Here is an 18,742-nt window from a genome sequence, read left to right as displayed (position 1 = left end):
CGGTTTCTTCGCCGCGCCCTCGGACGGGGGTTCCGGCGTCCCTTCACGCCGGGGTCCTCGCGTTCGGTGTGCCCCCTCGCACTGAACGCCCTCCCCAAGCGGGGCGAGGCATGGGGATGCCTCGCCCCGCTATCTCCCTGATCCGGGGCGTATCTCGCGCCGCGGACGGCGCCATCGCCGGGCGCGACACGCCCGGGTTTGCGCAAGTCAAATCGGTCGTGGCAGAATAGACAGGTTCGACATTCCGGCGTGCGCCATGCGCGCGGGATCACCACCAGGGCAGTGCATAGGCGGCGTCTCCTCTCGGAGCTCGCAGGGTTCTAGGCCGCGGGTGGCAGAACACACACCCCGACACCTTCACATCGAGGGATTCGCCATGCGTGGCGGAGGTCGGCATCCCGCACATCGGAAGACGTGCGGGCTGATACAAGAACAGTGGTGCAGCAGATCGACTCGCGAGAGCCGTTCGAGTGCCGAGGCGCGAACAGCGCCGACGTGCGTCCAATGCCCCAGGATCATCCGGTCCAGGTCGGTAAGACGCCTAAAGAGAGTGAGCAGACAATGGCGGGACAGAAAATCCGCATTCGCCTGAAGTCGTATGACCACGAGGTCATCGACTCGTCGGCACGCAAGATCGTCGACACCGTGACCCGTGCGGGCGCGACCGTCGTCGGCCCCGTGCCGCTTCCGACCGAGAAGAACGTCGTGTGCGTCATCCGGTCGCCCCACAAGTACAAGGACAGCCGCGAGCACTTCGAGATGCGCACCCACAAGCGTCTGATCGACATCGTCGACCCGACGCCCAAGGCCGTCGACTCGCTGATGCGTCTCGACCTCCCGGCCGACGTCAACATCGAGATCAAGCTCTGAGGCCCGGCATGGTTGACATCAACTCCAAGGTTTCCAAGGGCATGCTCGGCACCAAGCTCGGCATGACCCAGGTCTGGAACGAGAATGGCAAGCTCATTCCCGTCACCGTCATCGAACTCGCACCGAACGTGGTCACCCAGGTTCGTACGCCCGAGAAGGACGGCTACAACGCCGTGCAGATCGCGTACGGCCAGATCGACCCGCGCAAGGTGAACAAGCCGCTCTCGGCTCACTTCGAGGCAGCCGGCGTCACGCCGCGCCGTCACGTGACCGAGATCCGCACCGCGGATGCTGCTGACTACTCACTCGGTCAGGAGCTCACGGTCGACGGCACGTTCGACGCCGGCCAGCTCGTCGACGTCGTCGGCACGAGCAAGGGCAAGGGCTTCGCCGGTGTCATGAAGCGTCACAACTTCAAGGGCGTCTCGGCATCGCACGGTTCGCACCGCAACCACCGCAAGCCCGGCTCCATCGGCGCATCGTCGACCCCGAGCCGCGTCTTCAAGGGCATGCGCATGGCCGGCCGTATGGGTGGCGAGCGCGTGACCGTCCTCAACCTCACGGTGCACGCCGTCGACGCCGAGAAGGGTCTGCTGCTCGTCAAGGGCGCCGTCCCCGGTGCTCGTGGCCGCATCGTCTACGTCCGCAACGCAGTGAAGGGTGCCTGATCATGGCTGACTCGACTCTCGCGCTCGACGTCCTCAAGGCAGACGGCAAGAAGGCTGGCTCGATCGAGCTGCCCGCCGCGCTGTTCGACGTCAAGACGAACATTCCGCTGATCCACCAGGTCGTCGTCGCGCAGCTCGCGGCGGCTCGCCAGGGAACCCACTCGACCAAGCGTCGCGGTGAGGTCTCCGGTGCCGGTCGCAAGCCCTTCAAGCAGAAGGGCACGGGTAACGCCCGTCAGGGTTCCATCCGCGCGCCGCACATGACCGGCGGTGGCATCGTGCACGGCCCCAAGCCGCGCGACTACTCGCAGCGCACCCCGAAGAAGATGATCGCGGCCGCCCTGCTGGGCACGCTCAGCGATCGCTTCCGCGGTGACCGCATCCACGTCATCGAGTCCTTCGGGATCAACGGTGCGCCTTCGACCAAGACCGCGGTGAGCTTCCTCAACACGGTCGCGTCGTCGAAGAACGTGCTCGTGGTCATCGAGCGCAACGATGACGTCACGCTGAAGAGCATCCGCAACCTGGACAACCTCCACGTGCTGACGTTCGACCAGCTCAACGCCTACGACGTGCTCGTCTCCGACGACATCGTCTTCACCCAGGCCGCGCTCGAGGGCTTCATCGCCTCGAAGTCCGGCGCCAACCAGGAGGTCTCCGCATGAGCGAGCAGGCATCTGTTCTCCAGACGGCCCTGAACAAGGACCCGCGCGACATCATCCTGAAGCCGGTCGTGTCCGAGAAGAGCTACGGACTCATCGACGAAGGAAAGTACACCTTCCTCGTCGACCCGCGCGCTTCGAAGACCGAGATCAAGCTCGCCATCGAGAAGATCTTCGGCGTCAAGGTCGCAGGGGTCAACACCCTCAACCGCGTCGGCAAGGCTCGTCGCACCCGCTTCGGCACCGGTAAGCGCAAGGACACCAAGCGCGCCATCGTCACCCTGAAGTCGGGCACCATCGACATCTTCACGGCAATCGGCTGATCCGGGGGATAAGGACAATAATGGCTATTCGTAAGTACAAGCCCACGACCCCGGGCCGTCGCGGCTCGTCGGTGGCTGACTTCGCCGAGATCACCCGATCGACGCCTGAGAAGTCGCTGCTGCGCCCGCTCTCGAAGACCGGTGGTCGCAACAACCAGGGCCGCATCACGACCCGTCACATCGGTGGTGGCCACAAGCGCCAGTACCGTGTCATCGACTTCCGTCGCAATGACAAGGACGGCGTCGACGCCCGCGTCGCTCACATCGAGTACGACCCCAACCGCACCGCGCGCATCGCGCTGCTGCACTACTTCGACGGCGAGAAGCGCTACATCCTCGCGCCGGCGAAGCTGAAGCAGGGCGACGTCGTGGAGTCCGGTGCCGGGGCCGACATCAAGCCGGGCAACAACCTCCCGCTGAAGAACATCCCCACGGGTACCGTCATCCACGCGATCGAGCTCCGCCCCGGCGGCGGCGCGAAGATGGCACGTTCGGCCGGAGCATCCGTCCGTCTCGTCGCCAAGGACGGCCCCTACGCCCAGCTGCGTCTCCCCTCGGGCGAGATCCGCAACGTCGATGCGCGCTGCCGCGCGACCATCGGCGAGGTCGGCAACGCCGAGCAGTCGAACATCAACTGGGGCAAGGCCGGCCGCATGCGTTGGAAGGGCGTCCGCCCGACCGTCCGTGGTGTCGCCATGAACCCGGTCGATCACCCGCACGGTGGTGGTGAAGGCAAGACCTCCGGTGGCCGTCACCCCGTCACCCCTTGGGGCCAGGCTGAGGGTCGTACCCGTCACGCCAACAAGGAAAGCGACAAGTACATCGTGCGTCGTCGTAACGCCGGCAAGAAGCGTAAGTAGGAGTAAGAGAAGATGCCTCGCAGTCTTAAGAAGGGCCCCTTCGTCGACGATCACCTGCTTCGCAAGGTGATCGGCCAGAACGAAGCCGGCACGAAGAACGTCATCAAGACCTGGTCTCGCCGGTCCATGATCATCCCGGCCATGCTGGGTCACACGATCGCGGTCCACGACGGTCGCAAGCACATCCCCGTGTTTGTCTCCGAGACCATGGTCGGCCACAAGCTGGGCGAGTTCGCGCCCACCCGCACCTTCCGCGGCCACGAGAAGGACGACAAGAAGGGGCGGCGCCGCTAATGGTCGAATCGATCGCACGCGTGCGACACATCCGCGTGACCCCTCAGAAGGCTCGTCGTGTCGTCGCGCTCATCAAGGGCAAGCAGGCCCAGGAGGCTCTGGCGATCCTGAAGTTCGCGCAGCAGAGCGCCAGTGAGCCGATCTACAAGCTTGTCGCGTCGGCCATGGCCAACGCGCAGGTGAAGGCGGATCGCGACGGCGAGTTCCTCGACGAGCAGGACCTGTACGTGGCCAACGCGTACGTCGACGAGGGCACGACGCTCAAGCGTTTCCAGCCCCGTGCACAGGGTCGCGCTTTCCAGATCAAGAAGCGCACGAGCCACATCACGGTCGTGCTCTCGACGCCTGAGGCAGCTCCGGCCGCCCCGGGCGACAGCAACAAGAAGGCGAGCAAGTAATGGGACAGAAGGTAAACCCGTACGGCTTCCGTCTCGGTATCACCACGGACCACGTGTCGCGCTGGTTCTCGGACTCGACGAAGCCGGGTCAGCGTTACGCCGACTACGTCGCCGAGGACATCAAGATCCGCAACCTGCTGAAGACGCAGCTCGACCGCGCCGGTGTCTCGAACATCGAGATCGAGCGCACCCGTGACCGCGTCCGCGTCGACATCCACACCGCCCGTCCGGGCATCGTGATCGGTCGTCGTGGAGCCGAGGCCGAGCGCATCCGTGGCGACCTCGAGAAGCTCTCGGGCAAGCAGATCCAGCTGAACATCCTCGAGGTCAAGAACCCCGAGGCCGATGCTCAGCTGGTCGCACAGGGTGTCGCCGAGCAGCTGTCTGCTCGTGTGGCTTTCCGTCGCGCGATGCGCAAGGGCATGCAGGGCGCTCAGCGCGCCGGTGCCAAGGGCATCCGCATCCAGGTCTCCGGTCGCCTCGGCGGCGCGGAGATGAGCCGGTCGGAGTTCTACCGCGAGGGTCGTGTGCCGCTGCACACGCTGCGCGCGAACATCGACTACGGCTTCTACGAGGCGAAGACCACCTTCGGCCGTATCGGTGTGAAGGTCTGGATCTACAAGGGCGACCTCACCGCAAAGGAGCTCGCTCGCGAGCAGGCCAATGCACCGAAGTCCCGTCGTGACGACCGTGGTGGCGACCGCCGCCGCGCGCCGCGCAACGAGGCACCTGTCGCAGAAGGAGCGTCGGCATAATGCTCATCCCCCGTAAGGTCAAGTTCCGCAAGCAGCACCACCCCGGTCGTTCGGGGCAGGCTACCGGTGGCACGCAGGTCTCGTTCGGCGAGTACGGCATCCAGGCCCTCACGCCCGCTTACGTGACGAACCGTCAGATCGAGTCCGCTCGTATCGCCATGACGCGTCACATCAAGCGTGGCGGAAAGGTGTGGATCAACATCTACCCCGACCGTCCGCTCACGAAGAAGCCGGCCGAAACCCGCATGGGTTCCGGTAAGGGTTCCCCCGAGTGGTGGGTCGCCAACGTCAAGCCGGGTCGCGTCCTCTTCGAGGTCGCCGGTGTGAGCGAGGAACTCGCTCGCGAGGCACTCACCCGTGCCATTCACAAGCTGCCTCTCAAGGCACGCATCATCAAGCGCGAGGAGGGCGACGCGTAATGGCGATCGGCACCAAGGAGCTCGCTCCGGCAGAGCTCGACACGTTCGAAGACCAGCGCCTCGTTGAGGAGCTGCGTAAGGCCAAGGAGGAGCTGTTCAACCTCCGTTTCCAGTCGGCCACCGGCCAGCTGGAGAGCCACGGCCGCATCCGCGCCGTCAAGCGCGACATCGCGCGTCTCTACACCGTGATCCGCGAACGCGAGCTGGGCATCCGTGCGACGCCCGCTCCGGTCGAGGTCCCGGCGAAGAAGGCGACCAAGTCGAAGGCGAAGAAGGCGGACTCCGCCGACGACGCCGTGAAGGAAGAGGCTGAGTGATGGCCACCAAGAAGGAAGCGACTGTGGAGACGCAGTCCGCCGGACACGAGTCGTCTGAGCACGACGTGCGCGACGCCGCAGCTCGCGGTTACCGCAAGTCGCGTCGTGGATACGTCGTCAGCGACAAGATGGACAAGACCATCGTGGTCGAGGTCGAGGACCGCGTGAAGCACCCGCTTTACGGCAAGGTCATCCGCCGCACCTCGAAGGTCAAGGCGCACGATGAGGCGAACTCCGCCGGCATCGGCGACCTGGTCCTGATCAACGAGACCCGCCCGCTGAGCGCCACCAAGCGCTGGCGTCTGGTGGAGATTCTGGAGAAGGCCAAGTGATCCAGCAGGAATCCCGACTCAAGGTCGCCGACAACACCGGGGCCAAGGAGCTGCTCACCATCCGCGTTCTCGGAGGCTCCAAGCGCCGCTACGCCGGTCTGGGCGACACCATCGTCGCGACCGTCAAGGACGCGATCCCCGGTGGGAACGTCAAGAAGGGTGATGTCGTCAAGGCGGTCATCGTCCGCACCAAGAAGGAGACGCGCCGTTCCGACGGTTCGTACATCAAGTTCGACGAGAACGCCGCTGTGATCCTGAAGAACGACGGGGAGCCCCGCGGCACCCGTATCTTCGGACCGGTCGGTCGTGAGCTTCGCGACAAGAAGTTCATGAAGATCGTCTCGCTGGCGCCGGAGGTCATTTAATCATGGCGAAGATCAAGAAGGGTGACCTGGTTCAGGTCATCACCGGAGCCACGCAGGAGCGTGGCGGCGACCGCGGCAAGCAGGGCAAGGTCCTCGAGATCCTGTCCGACAAGAACCGCGTCATCGTCGAAGGCGTGAACTACGTCACCAAGCACTCGCGCGTCGGTCAGACGCAGCGTGGCACCAAGACGGGGGGCATCGAGACTGTCGAGGCCTCCATCCACATTTCGAACGTCGCACTCGTCGACCCTTCGACCAAGAAGCCGACCAAGGTCGGCCACCGGGTCGAGGAGCAGGTGAAGGACGGCGTGAAGCGCAACGTCCGCGTGCGCTTCGCGAAGAAGTCAGGTAAGGACCTCTGATGGCAGGGACCGACGCCGCGGTGGCTGGCAAGATCCAGCCCCGCCTGAAGGCGAAGTACAACGCTGAGATCAAGAAGGCGATGCAGGAAGAGTTCGGTTATGCGAACGTCATGCAGATCCCCGGTCTGGTCAAGGTCGTCGTGAACACCGGTGTCGGCGAGGCAGCTCGCGACAGCAAGGTGATCGATGGTGCGGTCGACGACCTCACCAAGATCACCGGTCAGAAGCCGATCGTCACGAAGGCCCGCAAGTCCATCGCGCAGTTCAAGCTGCGTGAAGGTCAGGCCATCGGCGCACACGTCACGCTCCGTGGCGACCGCGCCTGGGAGTTCGTCGACCGCCTCGTCTCGCTCGCACTGCCCCGTATCCGCGACTTCCGCGGTCTCTCGGGCAAGCAGTTCGACGGCAACGGCAACTACACCTTCGGCCTCCAGGAGCAGAGCGTGTTCCACGAGATCGATCAGGACAAGATCGACCGGGTTCGCGGTTTCGACATCACCGTCGTCACCACCGCGAAGACGGATGACGAGGGTCGGGCACTGCTCCGCCACCTCGGCTTCCCGTTCCGCTCGGAAGACGCACAGGCGTAACCGCCTCGACGGGCTCAGTGGTCATCGGTCACTGAGCCCGTCGATGTGCACGTACAATTGAAGATTGCGTGCTCATCGCAGGCCGTCTGTCGTGTAACGGCAGCCGGAACCTCATGAACAAAGGAACATAACAATGACAATGACAGACCCGGTCGCAGATCTGCTGACCCGTCTGCGCAACGCGAACTCGGCGCACCACGACTCCGTGACCCTGCCGTCGAGCAAGTTGAAGACGCACATCGCCGAGATCCTCCAGCAGGAGGGCTACATCGCCGGCTGGGAGACCTCTGACGCCCGCGTCGGGAAGAACCTGACGCTGACGCTGAAGTACGGCCCGAACCGCGAGCGCTCCATCGCAGGCATCAAGCGTGTCTCGAAGCCCGGCCTCCGCGTCTACGCGAAGTCCACGGAGCTCCCCACGGTCCTCGGCGGCCTCGGCGTGGCCATCCTGTCCACCTCCTCCGGTCTTCTCACCGACCGTCAGGCTGAGCAGAAGGGCGTGGGCGGAGAAGTTCTCGCCTACGTGTGGTAATTCATCATGTCGCGTATTGGACGACTTCCCATCGACGTGCCTGCGGGCGTCACCGTTTCGGTCGACGGCCGTGAGGTCGCGGTGAAGGGCCCCAAGGGTGAACTCACCCTCACGGTGGCCAGCCCCATCGAGGTCGCGGTCGAGGAGAACCAGGTTCTGGTCTCCCGTCCCGACGACGAGCGCGAGTCCCGGTCGCTTCACGGCCTGACCCGCACGCTCATCAACAACAACATCATCGGCGTGACCCAGGGCTACACCAAGGGTCTCGAGGTTGTCGGAACCGGTTACCGCGTCGCTCAGAAGGGCAGCGCGGTCGAGTTCGCACTCGGCTTCTCGCACCCGGTCCTGATCGACCCGCCCGCCGGGATCACGCTCACGGTGGAGGGCACGAACAAGCTCACCGTCAGCGGAATCGACAAGCAGGCTGTCGGTGAGGCAGCTGCCAACATCCGCAAGATCCGCAAGCCCGAGCCGTACAAGGGCAAGGGTGTGCGCTACGCCGGCGAGAACGTGCGTCGCAAGGCCGGAAAGAGTGGTAAGTAACCATGGCTCTCAAGTCAAAGTCTGACGCCCGCGCGCGTCGTCACGCCCGCCTTCGCAAGAAGGTCGTCGGCACCGAGGTGCGTCCGCGCCTCGTCGTCAACCGTTCGGCTCGCCACGTCTTCGTGCAGCTCGTCGACGACAGCAAGGGTCACACCGTGGCGTCGGCTTCGACGCTCGAGACCGACCTGCGCTCGCTCGAGGGTGACAAGACCGCCAAGGCACGCAAGGTCGGCGAGCTTCTCGCCGAGCGCGCGAAGGCCGCCGGCGTTTCCGAGGCCGTGTTCGACCGTGGTGGCAACCGCTACGCCGGTCGTGTCGCAGCCATCGCCGATGGCGCCCGTGAAGGGGGGCTGGCACTGTGAGTGACAACAAGGAGAACGAAGTGACCGAAACGGCTGCTGCCGCTCCCGAGGCGGCCCCGGTCGTCTCTGAGACGGCCGCCGGCACGACTCAGGCCGAGCCTGCTCGCGAGGGCCGCCGCGGCGGCGGTCGCGATCGCAACCAGGGTGGCGGCCGTGACCGCAACTCGCGCGATCGTGGGGACAACCAGTTCCTCGAGCGCGTCGTGACGATCAACCGCGTCTCGAAGGTCGTGAAGGGTGGACGTCGCTTCAGCTTCACCGCCCTCGTGGTCGTCGGTGACGGCAACGGACTCGTCGGCGTCGGCTACGGCAAGGCCCGCGAGGTCCCCCTGGCGATCTCGAAGGGTGTCGAAGAGGCCAAGCGCAACTTCTTCCGCGTTCCGCGCGTCGGCGTCACCATCCCGCACCCCGTGCAGGGTGAGGCCGCTGCCGGTGTGGTGCTGCTGCGTCCCGCTTCCGGCGGTACCGGTGTCATCGCGGGTGGTCCCGTCCGCGCCGTGCTCGAGTGCGCCGGTATCCACGACGTGCTGTCGAAGTCGCTCGGCTCGTCGAACACGATCAACATCGTGCACGCGACCGTCGCCGCTCTGAAGCAGCTCGAGGAGCCCCGTGCGGTCGCCGCACGTCGTGGCCTCGAGTTCGACCAGGTGGCTCCGGCTCGTCTCGTCCGCGCGGAGGCCGACGCCATCGCCGCACAGAAGGTAGGTGCCTGATGGCTTCGCGCCTCAAGGTCACGCAGGTCAAGTCCAAGGTGAGCGAGAAGCAGAACCAGCGTGACACGCTGCGCAGCCTCGGTCTCAAGCGAATCGGTGACACCACCGTTCGCCCTGACGACGCGCAGACGCGCGGGTACGTCAAGACCGTCGCCCACCTCGTCAAGGTTGAGGAGATCGACTAATGGCTGAGAAGAACGACGCCGTCGAGGCCACCAAGGCCCCGAAGAAGGCTGCCGCTCCCAAGGCTGCTGCAGAGAAGAAGCCCGCCGCGAAGAAGGCACCGGCCAAGACCGCTGCCAGCAACGCGTCGGCCGACTCTGCGGCCAAGAAGCCCGCTGCCAAGAAGGCTGCGCCGAAGAAGGATGCTCCGGCATCCCGCCCCGGCGTGCTGAAGGTGCACCACCTGCGTCCGGTCCCCGGCGCCAACACCGCGAAGACCCGTGTCGGTCGCGGTGAGGGCTCCAAGGGCAAGACCGCGGGCCGTGGTACCAAGGGCACCCGGGCACGCAACACCGTTCGCGTCGGCTTCGAGGGTGGGCAGATGCCTCTGCACATGCGCACCCCGAAGCTGCGCGGGTTCAAGAACCCGTTCCGCGTCGAGTACCAGGTCGTGAACCTGGAGAAGCTCGCGGAGCTGTACCCCAAGGGTGGCGATGTCACCATCAGCGACCTGGTCGCCAAGGGTGCCGTTCGCAAGAACGAGAAGGTCAAGGTTCTCGGAAACGGCGACATCGCCGTGAAGCTCACCGTCGCGGTCGACAAGGTCTCGGGTTCTGCCGAGCAGAAGATCGTGGCTGCGGGCGGATCCGTCAAGTAACCACCAGACAAGAGGGGCCGGAGATTCTCCGGCCCCTCTTGTGCATCGGTCTCCCGGCTCCGCCGGGTAGGTTACCCTGGTCATTCAGCCGTCCTTCGGGATCAGGCAACCTTTTCAGGAGGAACGTTCTTGTTTAGCGCCATCGCGCGGATCTTCCGCACCCCCGACCTCCGTCGGAAGATCGGTTTCACCTTGGCGATCATCGCCATCTACCGGCTCGGTTCCAATGTGCCCGCGCCGTTCGTGAACTTCCCGAACGTCGAGGAGTGCCTCGCGCAGAACACCGGAGCCGACGGCCTTCTCGGACTGGTCAACCTCTTCTCCGGGGGCGCGCTGCTGCAGCTCTCAATCTTCGCGCTCGGGGTGATGCCGTACATCACCGCGACCATCATCACGCAGCTCCTCCGCGTGGTCATCCCGCACTTCGAGGCGCTGCACAAGGAGGGTCAGGCCGGCCAGGCCCGGTTGACCCAGTACACGCGGTACCTCACGATCGCCCTCGCGCTGCTGCAGTCCACGACCCTCGTCACGGTCGCCCGCAGCGGTCAGCTTTTCGGGGCGACCGACATCGCCGCCTGCCAGAACCTGCTGACCAACGACGTGTGGTGGGCGCAGCTGCTCATCATCATGGCGATGACCGCCGGTACGGGCCTGATCATGTGGTTCGCCGAGCTCGTCACCGAGCGCGGCATCGGCAACGGCATGTCGCTCCTCATCTTCACCTCGATCTCCGCCACCTTCCCCGGCGCCATGGGAATGATCTGGGAGAGCCGGGGCTTCGAGGTCTTCCTGCTCGTGCTCCTGGTCGGAATCATCGTGATGGGGCTGGTCGTCTTCGTCGAACAGTCGCAGAGACGCATCCCCGTGCAGTACGCCAAGCGCATGGTCGGACGCCGCACCTACGGCGGCACCAACACCTACATCCCGATCAAGGTGAACATGGCCGGCGTGATCCCCGTGATCTTCGCCTCGTCGCTGCTCTACATCCCGGCGCTCATCGCCCAGTTCAACACTCCGCAGGACGGCAGCGTCCCCGCGCCCTGGGTCACCTGGATCAGCGCGAACTTCACCACGGGCAACCACCCGGTGTACATGCTGGCGTACTTCCTCCTCATCATCGGCTTCACCTACTTCTACGTCGCGATCACGTTCAACCCGGTCGAGGTCGCCGACAACATGAAGAAGTACGGCGGGTTCATCCCCGGCATCCGTGCCGGGCGTCCGACCGCCGAGTACCTCGACTACGTCCTCACGCGCATCACGCTTCCCGGATCGATCTACCTGGGTCTGATCGCGCTCATCCCGCTCATCGCTCTGGCCACGGTCGGCGCCAACCAGAACTTCCCGTTCGGCGGCGCCTCCATCCTGATCATCGTCGGTGTCGGTCTCGAGACGGTCAAGCAGATCGACGCGCAGCTGCAGCAGCGCCATTACGAAGGGCTTCTTCGATGACGACAACCGCACGTCTCCTGATCGTCGGCCCGCAGGGCTCCGGAAAGGGCACGCAGGGTGTCCGCATCGCCGAGTCCTACGGCATCCCCGTCGTCTCCACCGGCGACATCTTCCGCGCGAACATCAAGGAGGGGACGCCGCTCGGTCAGCAGGTCACGGCGATCCTCGACAAGGGCGATCTCGTCCCCGACGAGCTCACCAGCGAGATCGTGCGCGACCGACTGTCCCAGGAGGACGCCGAGCACGGCTTCCTTCTCGACGGATACCCGCGCAACGCCGCACAGGTCGCCCACCTCGAGGCGTTCCTGGCCGAGCGCGGAGCGGCTCTCGACGCCGTCATCCTGCTCGACGTCCCGCGTGAGGAGAGCATGTCACGCCTCCGCCTGCGTGCCGCGGAGCAGGGGCGCTCGGATGACACCCCCGAGGCCATCGGTCACCGGCTCGACATCTACGAGCGCGAGACGGCTCCGATCCTCGAGGCCTACGGGGCCAAGGGCATCGTCGATCGGATCGACGGCGTCGGCTCGCTCGACGAGATCACCAGCCGTGTCTTCGCCGCGCTGACCGCCCGCGGTCTGCGCCTCGCGGCCTGAGCGGCCGACGATGTTCCGCCGGTCGATCTACAAGACCCCGGCCCAGTTGAGGTCGATGGTGGAGCCGGGGCTCATCACCGCGGAGGCGCTCGACGCCGTGCGGCCGTTGATCCGTGCGGGTGTCACCACGCTCGAGCTGGACGCCGCCGCGAACGCGGCGATCACCTCCCGCGGCGCCGAGTCGAACTTCCAGCTCGTCCGGGGCTACCGGCACACCATCTGCGTCTCCGTGAACGAGCAGGTCGTGCACGGGATCCCGGGTGAGCGCGTGCTGCAGCCGGGCGACCTCGTCTCGGTCGACTGCGGGGCGCAGTTCCAGGGATGGAACGGCGACAGCGCCATCTCCGTCGTGGTACCCGATCCGCAGCGGCCGGAGCTCGTCGCCCACCGCGAAGAGCTGTCGCGCGTGACCGAGGGGTCGATGTGGGCCGGCATCGCGGCCATGGCCTCCGCGCGCCACCTCGGCGAGATCGGCGCGGCGATCCAGGAGTACATCGAGGCCCAGGGAGTCTCCCGCGTGTCGGGGGAGCCGTACGGGATCCTCCGCGAGTATGTGGGCCACGGCATCGGACGCAAGATGCACGAGGCTCCGAGCGTCTTCAACTACCGCACGCCCGACCCCGGTCCCGAGGTCAAGCCCGGGCTGGTGCTGGCGATCGAGCCCATGGTGACCGCCGGGGGAGAGGCGACCTACGTCGAAGACGACGACTGGACCGTCACGACCGTGGACGGCACAGACGGCTCACATTGGGAACATAGCGTGGCCCTGCATGATGGGGGTGTCTGGGTGCTCACCGCGCCTGACGGCGGAAGAGCCGGACTCGCCCCGTTCGGGGTCGAGCCTCGAGAGATCGGAAAGTAATGGCAGCGGCGAAGAGCAACACCAACTGGTTCGCGATCGGGGTCTCGGCCGCCGTCGTCGTGATTCTGATCGCCCTGGGCGGTCTCGTGGTGTTCCTGAACAACCAGGCCACGGCTCCCGGTCCGACCCCCGGTGGGGCGCTGATCAGCGAGGAGAACGGCGCGATCACCGTCGGCGAGGGCGACACCACGGTCGACACCTACATCGACTTCATGTGCCCCGTGTGCGGTCAGTTCGAGCAGGCGTACGGCGAGCAGCTGCAGACCGCCGCCGCGAACGACGAGATCACCCTGAACATCCACCCGATCGCCATCCTCGACTTCCGTTCGACGACCGACTACTCCTCGCGCTCCGCCGCGGCGATGTACTGCGTCGCCGAGAACGACCCCGACTCCGCACTCGCGTTCATGAACCTGTTGTTCGAGAACCAGCCCGCCGAGGGGTCGGCCGGACTCGATGACAACCAGCTCGCCTCTTACGCCGAGCAGGCCGGAGCCACGAACTCCGCGACGTGCATCTCCGACAAGGAGTACATCAAGTTCCCCGTGGCCCAGGCCAAGGAGCACGAGATCCAGGGCACGCCGACCGTCGAGATCGACGGAGAGCGCATCGACAACAGCGAGATCGCCACACGCTTCGCCACGATCCTCGGCTGAGCGTGAGCGGCGCTCGAGTTGCCGGATGGCCCGCGAGCGTCTAACATTGATCTTTGGTGCTTTGTGCCTTGATTTCGGCGTGTCCGGAGGCTCAGCACCACAATCCAACCACCCACCGCAGATCGACCGGTCTGCAGAAGCGTCAGCGAGGCTATGGCTAAGAAAGACGGTGTCATCGAGATCGAGGGCGTGATTTCCGAGGCTCTGCCCAACGCGATGTTCCGCGTTGAGCTCAGCAACGGACACAAGGTCCTGGCGACGATCTCCGGCAAGATGCGACAGAACTACATCCGCATCATCCCCGAGGACCGCGTGGTCGTGGAGCTCAGCCCCTACGACCTCACCCGCGGCCGTATCGTCTACCGCTACCGCTGATCGGTCGAGAAGTAACGGCCTGCCCCTGACGGGGCGGTACGAAGACAGCGAACAGGAAACATCATGAAGGTCAACCCCAGCGTCAAGCCGATCTGCGATCACTGCAAGGTGATCCGCCGCCACGGCCGCGTCATGGTGATCTGCAAGAGCAACCCGCGTCACAAGCAGCGCCAGGGCTGAACCCCTGGCGGGTCTGGTCTCAGGCCCGCGCTGCGCGGCATCGCTCGTGCACATCTCATAACTGAACACACAGACGGCAGGATCAGATCCTCCGCCCGGCTCTTGAGCCGGCGGAGAGGACACCTCGGGCGGAGGCCCGGGCACCGATCCTGTTCCACACCTCCACAACACCCAGGAGAACCGCATGGCACGTCTTGCCGGCGTTGACATCCCGCGCGACAAGCGCGTGGTGATCGCCCTTACCTACATCTACGGCGTTGGCCGCACCCGCTCGGTCGAGATCCTCAAGGCGACGGAGATCGACGAGAGCATCCGCGTGAAGGACCTCAGCGACGAGCAGCTGATCGCCCTCCGCGACTACATCGAAGGCAACTACAAGGTGGAGGGTGACCTCCGCCGCGAGGTCGCCGCAGACATCCGCCGCAAGGTCGAGATCGGCTCCTACGAGGGCATCCGCCACCGTCGTGGTCTCCCGGTCCGTGGTCAGCGCACCAAGACCAACGCCCGTACCCGCAAGGGCCCGAAGCGCACCGTCGCAGGCAAGAAGAAGGCCCGCTAAGCGCGGCCCCAGGGACTAGGAGAACACTTTCATGGCTGCACCCAAGGCCGCCGCGCGCAAGCCGCGCCGCAAGGAAAAGAAGAACATCGCGCTGGGCCAGGCCCACATCAAGTCGACGTTCAACAACACCATCGTTTCGATCACCGACCCGTCCGGCGCTGTCATCAGCTGGGCGTCGTCGGGTGGCGTGGGCTTCAAGGGCTCGCGCAAGTCGACCCCGTACGCTGCGGGACTGGCCGCCGAGTCCGCTGCGCGTCAGGCGCAGGAGCACGGCGTCAAGAAGGTCGACGTCTTCGTGAAGGGTCCGGGCTCCGGCCGCGAGACCGCGATCCGCTCGCTGCAGGCCGCCGGCCTCGAGGTCGGCTCGATCTCGGACGTCACCCCGCAGGCGCACAACGGTTGCCGCCCGCCGAAGCGCCGCCGCGTCTGATCCGGCACGGTGAGCCGCTCGCGCCCCCTCGTGGGGCCGGGCGGCTCTCCGCCCGCATGCGGGCATCGACTTCCACAACTCAAGACCTCACCACACCACATGTCATATAGCGGTCATGTGATCGAAAGGAACACAGAGTGCTTATTGCACAGCGTCCCACACTCACCGAGGAAAAGATCGTCGAGAACCGGAGCCGGTTCATCATCGAGCCTCTGGAGCCCGGCTTCGGATACACGATCGGCAACGCGCTGCGTCGCAGCCTGCTGTCGTCGATCCCCGGCGCCGCTGTCACCAGCGTTCGCATCGACGGCGTGCTGCACGAGTTCAGCACCATCCCCGGCGTGAAGGAGGATGTCACCGAGATCATCCTCAACATCAAGGGCCTGGTCGTCTCCTCGGAGCGCGACGAGCCCATCACGGCGTACCTGCGCAAGACCGGTTCGGGCGAAGTCACCGCCGCCGACATCTCGGCTCCGGCCGGTGTCGAGGTGCACAACCCCGAGCTCGTCATCGCGACCCTCAACGACACCGCGAAGTTCGAGCTGGAACTGACGATCGAGCGTGGCCGCGGCTACGTCTCCGGTACGCAGAACCGCAACGAGTACGCCGAGGCCGGTCAGATCCCGATCGACTCGATCTACTCGCCCGTCCTGAAGGTCAGCTACCGCGTCGAGGCGACTCGTGCCGGTGAGCGTACCGACTTCGACAAGCTCATCCTCGATGTCGAGACCAAGAACAGCATCGTCCCGCGCGACGCGGTGGCCTCGGCCGCCAAGACGCTCACCGAGCTGTTCGGTCTCGCCCGCGAGCTGAACGTCGAGGCCGAGGGCATCGAGATCGGCCCGGCGCCGGTGGAGGCAGTGAACTCCAGCGAGCTGTCGATGCCGATCGAGGACCTCGACCTGTCGGTCCGCTCGTACAACTGCCTGAAGCGTGAGGGCATCAACACTGTTTCCGAGCTCGTCGCCCTGTCGGAGACGCAGCTCATGAACATCCGCAATTTCGGCCAGAAGTCGGTCGACGAGGTGCGCGACAAGCTCATCTCGCTCGGTCTGTCGCTCAAGGATTCGGTGCCCGGTTTCGACGGCGCCCACTTCTACGGCGGCAGCGAAGACGAGTCCTTCTGAATCCCGACCTTTCTGACCAGGAGCTAGACGATTATGCCCAAGCCCACTAAGGGTCCCCGCCTCGGAGGCGGCCCCGCACACGAGCGCCTGATGCTTGCCAACCTCGCGGCGGCGCTCTACACCCACAAGTCGATCAAGACGACCGAGACGAAGGCCAAGCGCCTCCGTCCGCTCGCTGAGCGTCTGATCACCTTCGCCAAGCGTGGCGACCTGCACGCGCGTCGTCGCGTCCTGGCCGTCATCGGAGACAAGAGCGTCGTGCACACTCTGTTCGCCGAGATCGCGCCGCTGGTCGCTGACCGTGAGGGTGGCTACACCCGCATCACGAAGGTCGGCAACCGCAAGGGTGACAACGCCCCCATGGCCGTGATCGAGCTCGTTCTCGAGCCCGTCACGCCCAAGGCGAAGTCGGCCAAGAAGACCGCGGCGGCTGAGAAGCCCGCCAAGGTCGAGGAGGCCCCCGCGGAGGAGGCCCCCGCCGACGACGCGGCTGCTGCCGACGCCGGTGCGGAGTCGCAGGCCGAGGGTGACGCAGCCGAGGCTGCCGCCGAGGACGCTGTCGAGAAGAAGTCCGAGTAAGACCTCTGCTCACCACGAAGCCCGCCGCCCCTCCCGGGGTGGCGGGCTTCGTCGTCTCCCGGGAGCCGGGACGACTCAGCGGGCGCGGAGGTCTTTCCGCAGGATCTTTCCGGAGGCCGACTTCGGGATGGCGTCGATGAATTCCACCTGACGGACCTTCTCGTGCGGTGCGACCCGCCCGGCCACGTATGCCATGACCGCGTCGGCGTCGAGCTCGGCGCCCTGCTGCACCACCACGAACGCCTTCGGCACCTCCTGCCCGTCGTCGTCCGGAGCGCCGACGACCGCGGCGTCCGCGATCGCGGGGTGTTCCAGCAGCACCGCCTCGAGCACCGCGGGCGCCACCTGGTAGCCCTTGTACTTGATCAGCTCCTTCAGGCGGTCGACGATGCGGAAGACCCCCTCGGCGGTGACCGTGGCGACATCGCCGGTGTGCAGCCAGCCCTCCTCGTCGAGCATCTCGTGCGTGGCCTCCGGGCGGTTCAGGTATCCCTTCATCACCTGCGGGCCGCGGATCAGCAGCTCGCCGGGAGCGCTCGCCCCGTCGGTCGGCGCCGTGACTTCAGCGCCCGTCTCGGCATCGCGCAGCCGGGCCTCGGTGCCGCTCAGCAGCAGCCCGACGCTGGAGCGATCGATGTCGTCGCGGTCCGCCGGGATCGCATGCGTCACCGGACTCGTCTCGGTCATGCCGTACCCCTGGCAGACCGTGCACCCCAGACGCGCGGCCACGGCGGTGGCCAGGGCGCCGTCGAGGGGCGCGGCGCCCGAGAACACGACCTTGATCGACGAGAGGTCGTACTGGTCGACCAGCGGATGCTTCGCCAGGGCCACCGCGATCGGCGGCGCGATGAACACCCAGCTCGTGCGGTGCTCGGCGACCACGCGCAGGAAGTCGGCGAGATCGAACCTCGGCATGGTCACGAGGGCCGCGCGCTGACGCAGCGCGAAGTTCAGCAGCACGGTCATGCCGTAGATGTGGAAGAAGGGCAGCACCGCGAGCACGCGGTCGTCGTCGGCCAGAGAGATGGTGGATCGGCACTGACTCACATTGGCCACGAGGTTCCGGTGCGTGAGCATCACGCCCTTGGGTCGTCCGGTGGTGCCGGAGGAGTACGGCAGGACGGCGAGGTGCTCGGCGGGGTCGAACGACACGGTGGGGGCGGCGCGGCCCTCACCGAGCAGATCCGGGAGCGAGGGGTGTCCGTCAGCGCCGTCGAGAACGATGAGATGGTCGGCGTCGATGCCCACCGTGGCGGCCGCCGCCTCAGCGCCCGGAAGCAGGGGAGACACGGTGATCAGCCAGTCGGCCTCGGCGTCCGCGAGCTGGGCGGCGATCTCCTCAGGCGTGTAGAGGGAGTTGATCGTGGTCGCGGTGGCGCCGGCGCGCAGGATGCCGTGGAACACGGTCGCGAACGCGGGGATGTTCGGGCACAGCAAGCCGATGCGCGTCCCGACGCCGACGCCGCGGGCGGCGAGAGCGCCGGCGAAGAGATCGATCTGCGCGATCAGCTGCCGATAGCTGGTCTCCGCACCGCTGGTCCCGTCGACCACCGCCGTGGCGTCGAGACGGGCCTCGTCGAGATCTCCGAAGAGGAAGTCGTAGACGGAGACAGCGGGGATCTCCACCTCCGGAAAGGTACTGCGAACCATGAGATCTCCTTCGATCCGGCCGACCACGTCCGCGTGGTCGGGGTGGGATCAAGTGTCGCATAGCCGAGGACTGCGTCCCAGGGGTGAGCAGCGA

Annotated in this window: 31 protein-coding genes; 30 read left to right on the top strand and 1 reads right to left on the bottom strand. The window is 65.9% G+C overall.

Going from position 1 to position 18,742, the window contains the following annotated elements; all coding sequences use genetic code 11:
* The first annotated feature begins 561 nt into the window (after positions 1-561).
* From rpsJ to rplQ, 30 genes are all read left to right on the top strand, one after another.
* The gene (gene rpsJ / locus ACWA14_RS12760) at positions 562-870 is read left to right on the top strand and encodes a 30S ribosomal protein S10 (protein ID WP_030147986.1); all 309 of its coding nucleotides are present in this window, start codon (positions 562-564) and stop codon (positions 868-870) included.
* An 8-nt stretch (positions 871-878) separates the two neighbouring features.
* Positions 879-1,538 (top strand): 50S ribosomal protein L3, encoded by a 660-nt coding sequence (gene rplC, locus ACWA14_RS12755; protein ID WP_463794092.1) that lies wholly within the window; start codon positions 879-881, stop codon positions 1,536-1,538.
* A gap of 2 nt (positions 1,539-1,540) precedes the next feature.
* Positions 1,541-2,203 (top strand): 50S ribosomal protein L4, encoded by a 663-nt coding sequence (gene rplD, locus ACWA14_RS12750; RefSeq protein WP_463794090.1) that lies wholly within the window; start codon positions 1,541-1,543, stop codon positions 2,201-2,203.
* Positions 2,200-2,523, top strand: a complete 324-nt coding sequence (gene rplW / locus ACWA14_RS12745) for a 50S ribosomal protein L23 (RefSeq protein WP_017829206.1) — start codon at positions 2,200-2,202, stop codon at positions 2,521-2,523. The genes rplD and rplW overlap by 4 nt, the downstream gene beginning before the upstream one ends.
* A 20-nt stretch (positions 2,524-2,543) precedes the next feature.
* Complete coding sequence (rplB, locus tag ACWA14_RS12740; protein WP_116635682.1) at positions 2,544-3,383, top strand: 50S ribosomal protein L2; 840 nt, start codon at positions 2,544-2,546, stop codon at positions 3,381-3,383.
* Between the two features lie 12 nt (positions 3,384-3,395).
* Complete coding sequence (rpsS, locus tag ACWA14_RS12735) at positions 3,396-3,677, top strand: 30S ribosomal protein S19 (protein ID WP_463794086.1); 282 nt, start codon at positions 3,396-3,398, stop codon at positions 3,675-3,677.
* Entirely contained in the window at positions 3,677-4,075 is a 399-nt protein-coding gene (gene rplV, locus ACWA14_RS12730) for a 50S ribosomal protein L22 (protein WP_463794084.1), read from the top strand. Before rpsS ends, rplV begins: the two co-directional genes overlap by 1 nt.
* Entirely contained in the window at positions 4,075-4,830 is a 756-nt protein-coding gene (gene rpsC, locus ACWA14_RS12725) for a 30S ribosomal protein S3 (protein WP_463794081.1), read from the top strand. Before rplV ends, rpsC begins: the two co-directional genes overlap by 1 nt.
* Positions 4,830-5,249 carry a 50S ribosomal protein L16 gene (rplP, locus tag ACWA14_RS12720; RefSeq protein WP_463794079.1) on the top strand — a complete coding sequence of 140 codons (420 nt, stop codon included), beginning with the start codon at positions 4,830-4,832 and terminating at the stop codon, positions 5,247-5,249. The genes rpsC and rplP overlap by 1 nt, the downstream gene beginning before the upstream one ends.
* Positions 5,249-5,566 carry a 50S ribosomal protein L29 gene (gene rpmC, locus ACWA14_RS12715; RefSeq protein ID WP_045278747.1) on the top strand — a complete coding sequence of 106 codons (318 nt, stop codon included), beginning with the start codon at positions 5,249-5,251 and terminating at the stop codon, positions 5,564-5,566. The genes rplP and rpmC overlap by 1 nt, the downstream gene beginning before the upstream one ends.
* Entirely contained in the window at positions 5,566-5,898 is a 333-nt protein-coding gene (gene rpsQ, locus ACWA14_RS12710) for a 30S ribosomal protein S17 (RefSeq protein ID WP_463794074.1), read from the top strand. The genes rpmC and rpsQ overlap by 1 nt, the downstream gene beginning before the upstream one ends.
* Entirely contained in the window at positions 5,895-6,263 is a 369-nt protein-coding gene (gene rplN / locus ACWA14_RS12705) for a 50S ribosomal protein L14 (protein ID WP_463794072.1), read from the top strand. The genes rpsQ and rplN overlap by 4 nt, the downstream gene beginning before the upstream one ends.
* 2 nt (positions 6,264-6,265) lie before the next feature.
* Positions 6,266-6,625 (top strand): 50S ribosomal protein L24, encoded by a 360-nt coding sequence (gene rplX / locus ACWA14_RS12700; protein ID WP_463794069.1) that lies wholly within the window; start codon positions 6,266-6,268, stop codon positions 6,623-6,625.
* The gene (rplE, locus tag ACWA14_RS12695; protein WP_463794066.1) at positions 6,625-7,215 is read left to right on the top strand and encodes a 50S ribosomal protein L5; all 591 of its coding nucleotides are present in this window, start codon (positions 6,625-6,627) and stop codon (positions 7,213-7,215) included. The genes rplX and rplE overlap by 1 nt, the downstream gene beginning before the upstream one ends.
* A 133-nt stretch (positions 7,216-7,348) precedes the next feature.
* Positions 7,349-7,747, top strand: coding sequence for a 30S ribosomal protein S8 (rpsH, locus tag ACWA14_RS12690; protein WP_047524103.1), 399 nt, complete (start codon positions 7,349-7,351; stop codon positions 7,745-7,747).
* Between the two features lie 6 nt (positions 7,748-7,753).
* The gene (rplF, locus tag ACWA14_RS12685; RefSeq protein WP_463794062.1) at positions 7,754-8,290 is read left to right on the top strand and encodes a 50S ribosomal protein L6; all 537 of its coding nucleotides are present in this window, start codon (positions 7,754-7,756) and stop codon (positions 8,288-8,290) included.
* 2 nt (positions 8,291-8,292) lie between these two features.
* Positions 8,293-8,652 (top strand): 50S ribosomal protein L18, encoded by a 360-nt coding sequence (gene rplR, locus ACWA14_RS12680; RefSeq protein WP_029260926.1) that lies wholly within the window; start codon positions 8,293-8,295, stop codon positions 8,650-8,652.
* A gap of 20 nt (positions 8,653-8,672) precedes the next feature.
* Positions 8,673-9,365 (top strand): 30S ribosomal protein S5, encoded by a 693-nt coding sequence (rpsE, locus tag ACWA14_RS12675; RefSeq protein WP_463794057.1) that lies wholly within the window; start codon positions 8,673-8,675, stop codon positions 9,363-9,365.
* The gene (gene rpmD, locus ACWA14_RS12670; protein ID WP_463794054.1) at positions 9,365-9,550 is read left to right on the top strand and encodes a 50S ribosomal protein L30; all 186 of its coding nucleotides are present in this window, start codon (positions 9,365-9,367) and stop codon (positions 9,548-9,550) included. Before rpsE ends, rpmD begins: the two co-directional genes overlap by 1 nt.
* A complete protein-coding gene (gene rplO / locus ACWA14_RS12665) occupies positions 9,550-10,185 on the top strand; it encodes a 50S ribosomal protein L15 (protein ID WP_463794050.1) in 636 nt (211 codons plus the stop codon). The genes rpmD and rplO overlap by 1 nt, the downstream gene beginning before the upstream one ends.
* A 129-nt stretch (positions 10,186-10,314) precedes the next feature.
* Positions 10,315-11,637: a preprotein translocase subunit SecY gene (secY, locus tag ACWA14_RS12660; RefSeq protein WP_463794049.1), complete on the top strand. Its 1,323-nt coding sequence runs from the start codon at positions 10,315-10,317 to the stop codon at positions 11,635-11,637.
* On the top strand, positions 11,634-12,230 hold the full coding sequence (locus tag ACWA14_RS12655) for an adenylate kinase (RefSeq protein ID WP_463794046.1): 597 nt from the start codon (positions 11,634-11,636) through the stop codon (positions 12,228-12,230). The genes secY and ACWA14_RS12655 overlap by 4 nt, the downstream gene beginning before the upstream one ends.
* A gap of 10 nt (positions 12,231-12,240) precedes the next feature.
* Positions 12,241-13,092 carry a type I methionyl aminopeptidase gene (gene map, locus ACWA14_RS12650; protein WP_463794044.1) on the top strand — a complete coding sequence of 284 codons (852 nt, stop codon included), beginning with the start codon at positions 12,241-12,243 and terminating at the stop codon, positions 13,090-13,092.
* Positions 13,092-13,748 carry a DsbA family protein gene (locus ACWA14_RS12645; RefSeq protein ID WP_463794040.1) on the top strand — a complete coding sequence of 219 codons (657 nt, stop codon included), beginning with the start codon at positions 13,092-13,094 and terminating at the stop codon, positions 13,746-13,748. Before map ends, ACWA14_RS12645 begins: the two co-directional genes overlap by 1 nt.
* A gap of 153 nt (positions 13,749-13,901) precedes the next feature.
* A complete protein-coding gene (gene infA, locus ACWA14_RS12640) occupies positions 13,902-14,123 on the top strand; it encodes a translation initiation factor IF-1 (protein WP_017201569.1) in 222 nt (73 codons plus the stop codon).
* Between the two features lie 63 nt (positions 14,124-14,186).
* Complete coding sequence (gene rpmJ / locus ACWA14_RS12635; RefSeq protein WP_005050492.1) at positions 14,187-14,303, top strand: 50S ribosomal protein L36; 117 nt, start codon at positions 14,187-14,189, stop codon at positions 14,301-14,303.
* 184 nt (positions 14,304-14,487) lie between these two features.
* The gene (rpsM, locus tag ACWA14_RS12630) at positions 14,488-14,862 is read left to right on the top strand and encodes a 30S ribosomal protein S13 (RefSeq protein ID WP_067121131.1); all 375 of its coding nucleotides are present in this window, start codon (positions 14,488-14,490) and stop codon (positions 14,860-14,862) included.
* Between the two features lie 31 nt (positions 14,863-14,893).
* On the top strand, positions 14,894-15,292 hold the full coding sequence (gene rpsK, locus ACWA14_RS12625; RefSeq protein WP_046013422.1) for a 30S ribosomal protein S11: 399 nt from the start codon (positions 14,894-14,896) through the stop codon (positions 15,290-15,292).
* A gap of 137 nt (positions 15,293-15,429) precedes the next feature.
* Positions 15,430-16,419: a DNA-directed RNA polymerase subunit alpha gene (locus ACWA14_RS12620; protein ID WP_045278736.1), complete on the top strand. Its 990-nt coding sequence runs from the start codon at positions 15,430-15,432 to the stop codon at positions 16,417-16,419.
* 33 nt (positions 16,420-16,452) lie between these two features.
* On the top strand, positions 16,453-16,998 hold the full coding sequence (gene rplQ, locus ACWA14_RS12615; protein ID WP_463794035.1) for a 50S ribosomal protein L17: 546 nt from the start codon (positions 16,453-16,455) through the stop codon (positions 16,996-16,998).
* A gap of 75 nt (positions 16,999-17,073) precedes the next feature.
* On the opposite strand, the gene ACWA14_RS12610 is transcribed toward rplQ, so the two are convergent.
* Positions 17,074-18,648 carry an AMP-binding protein gene (locus ACWA14_RS12610; protein ID WP_463794033.1) on the bottom strand — a complete coding sequence of 525 codons (1,575 nt, stop codon included), beginning with the start codon at positions 18,646-18,648 and terminating at the stop codon, positions 17,074-17,076.
* Positions 18,649-18,742 lie beyond the last annotated feature (94 nt).

This window comes from Microbacterium sp. TW_SC_2 (assembly GCF_055361165.1).
The sequence above is the reverse complement of the archived record's forward strand: the minus strand, read 5'-3'. Positions and strand labels throughout refer to the sequence as shown.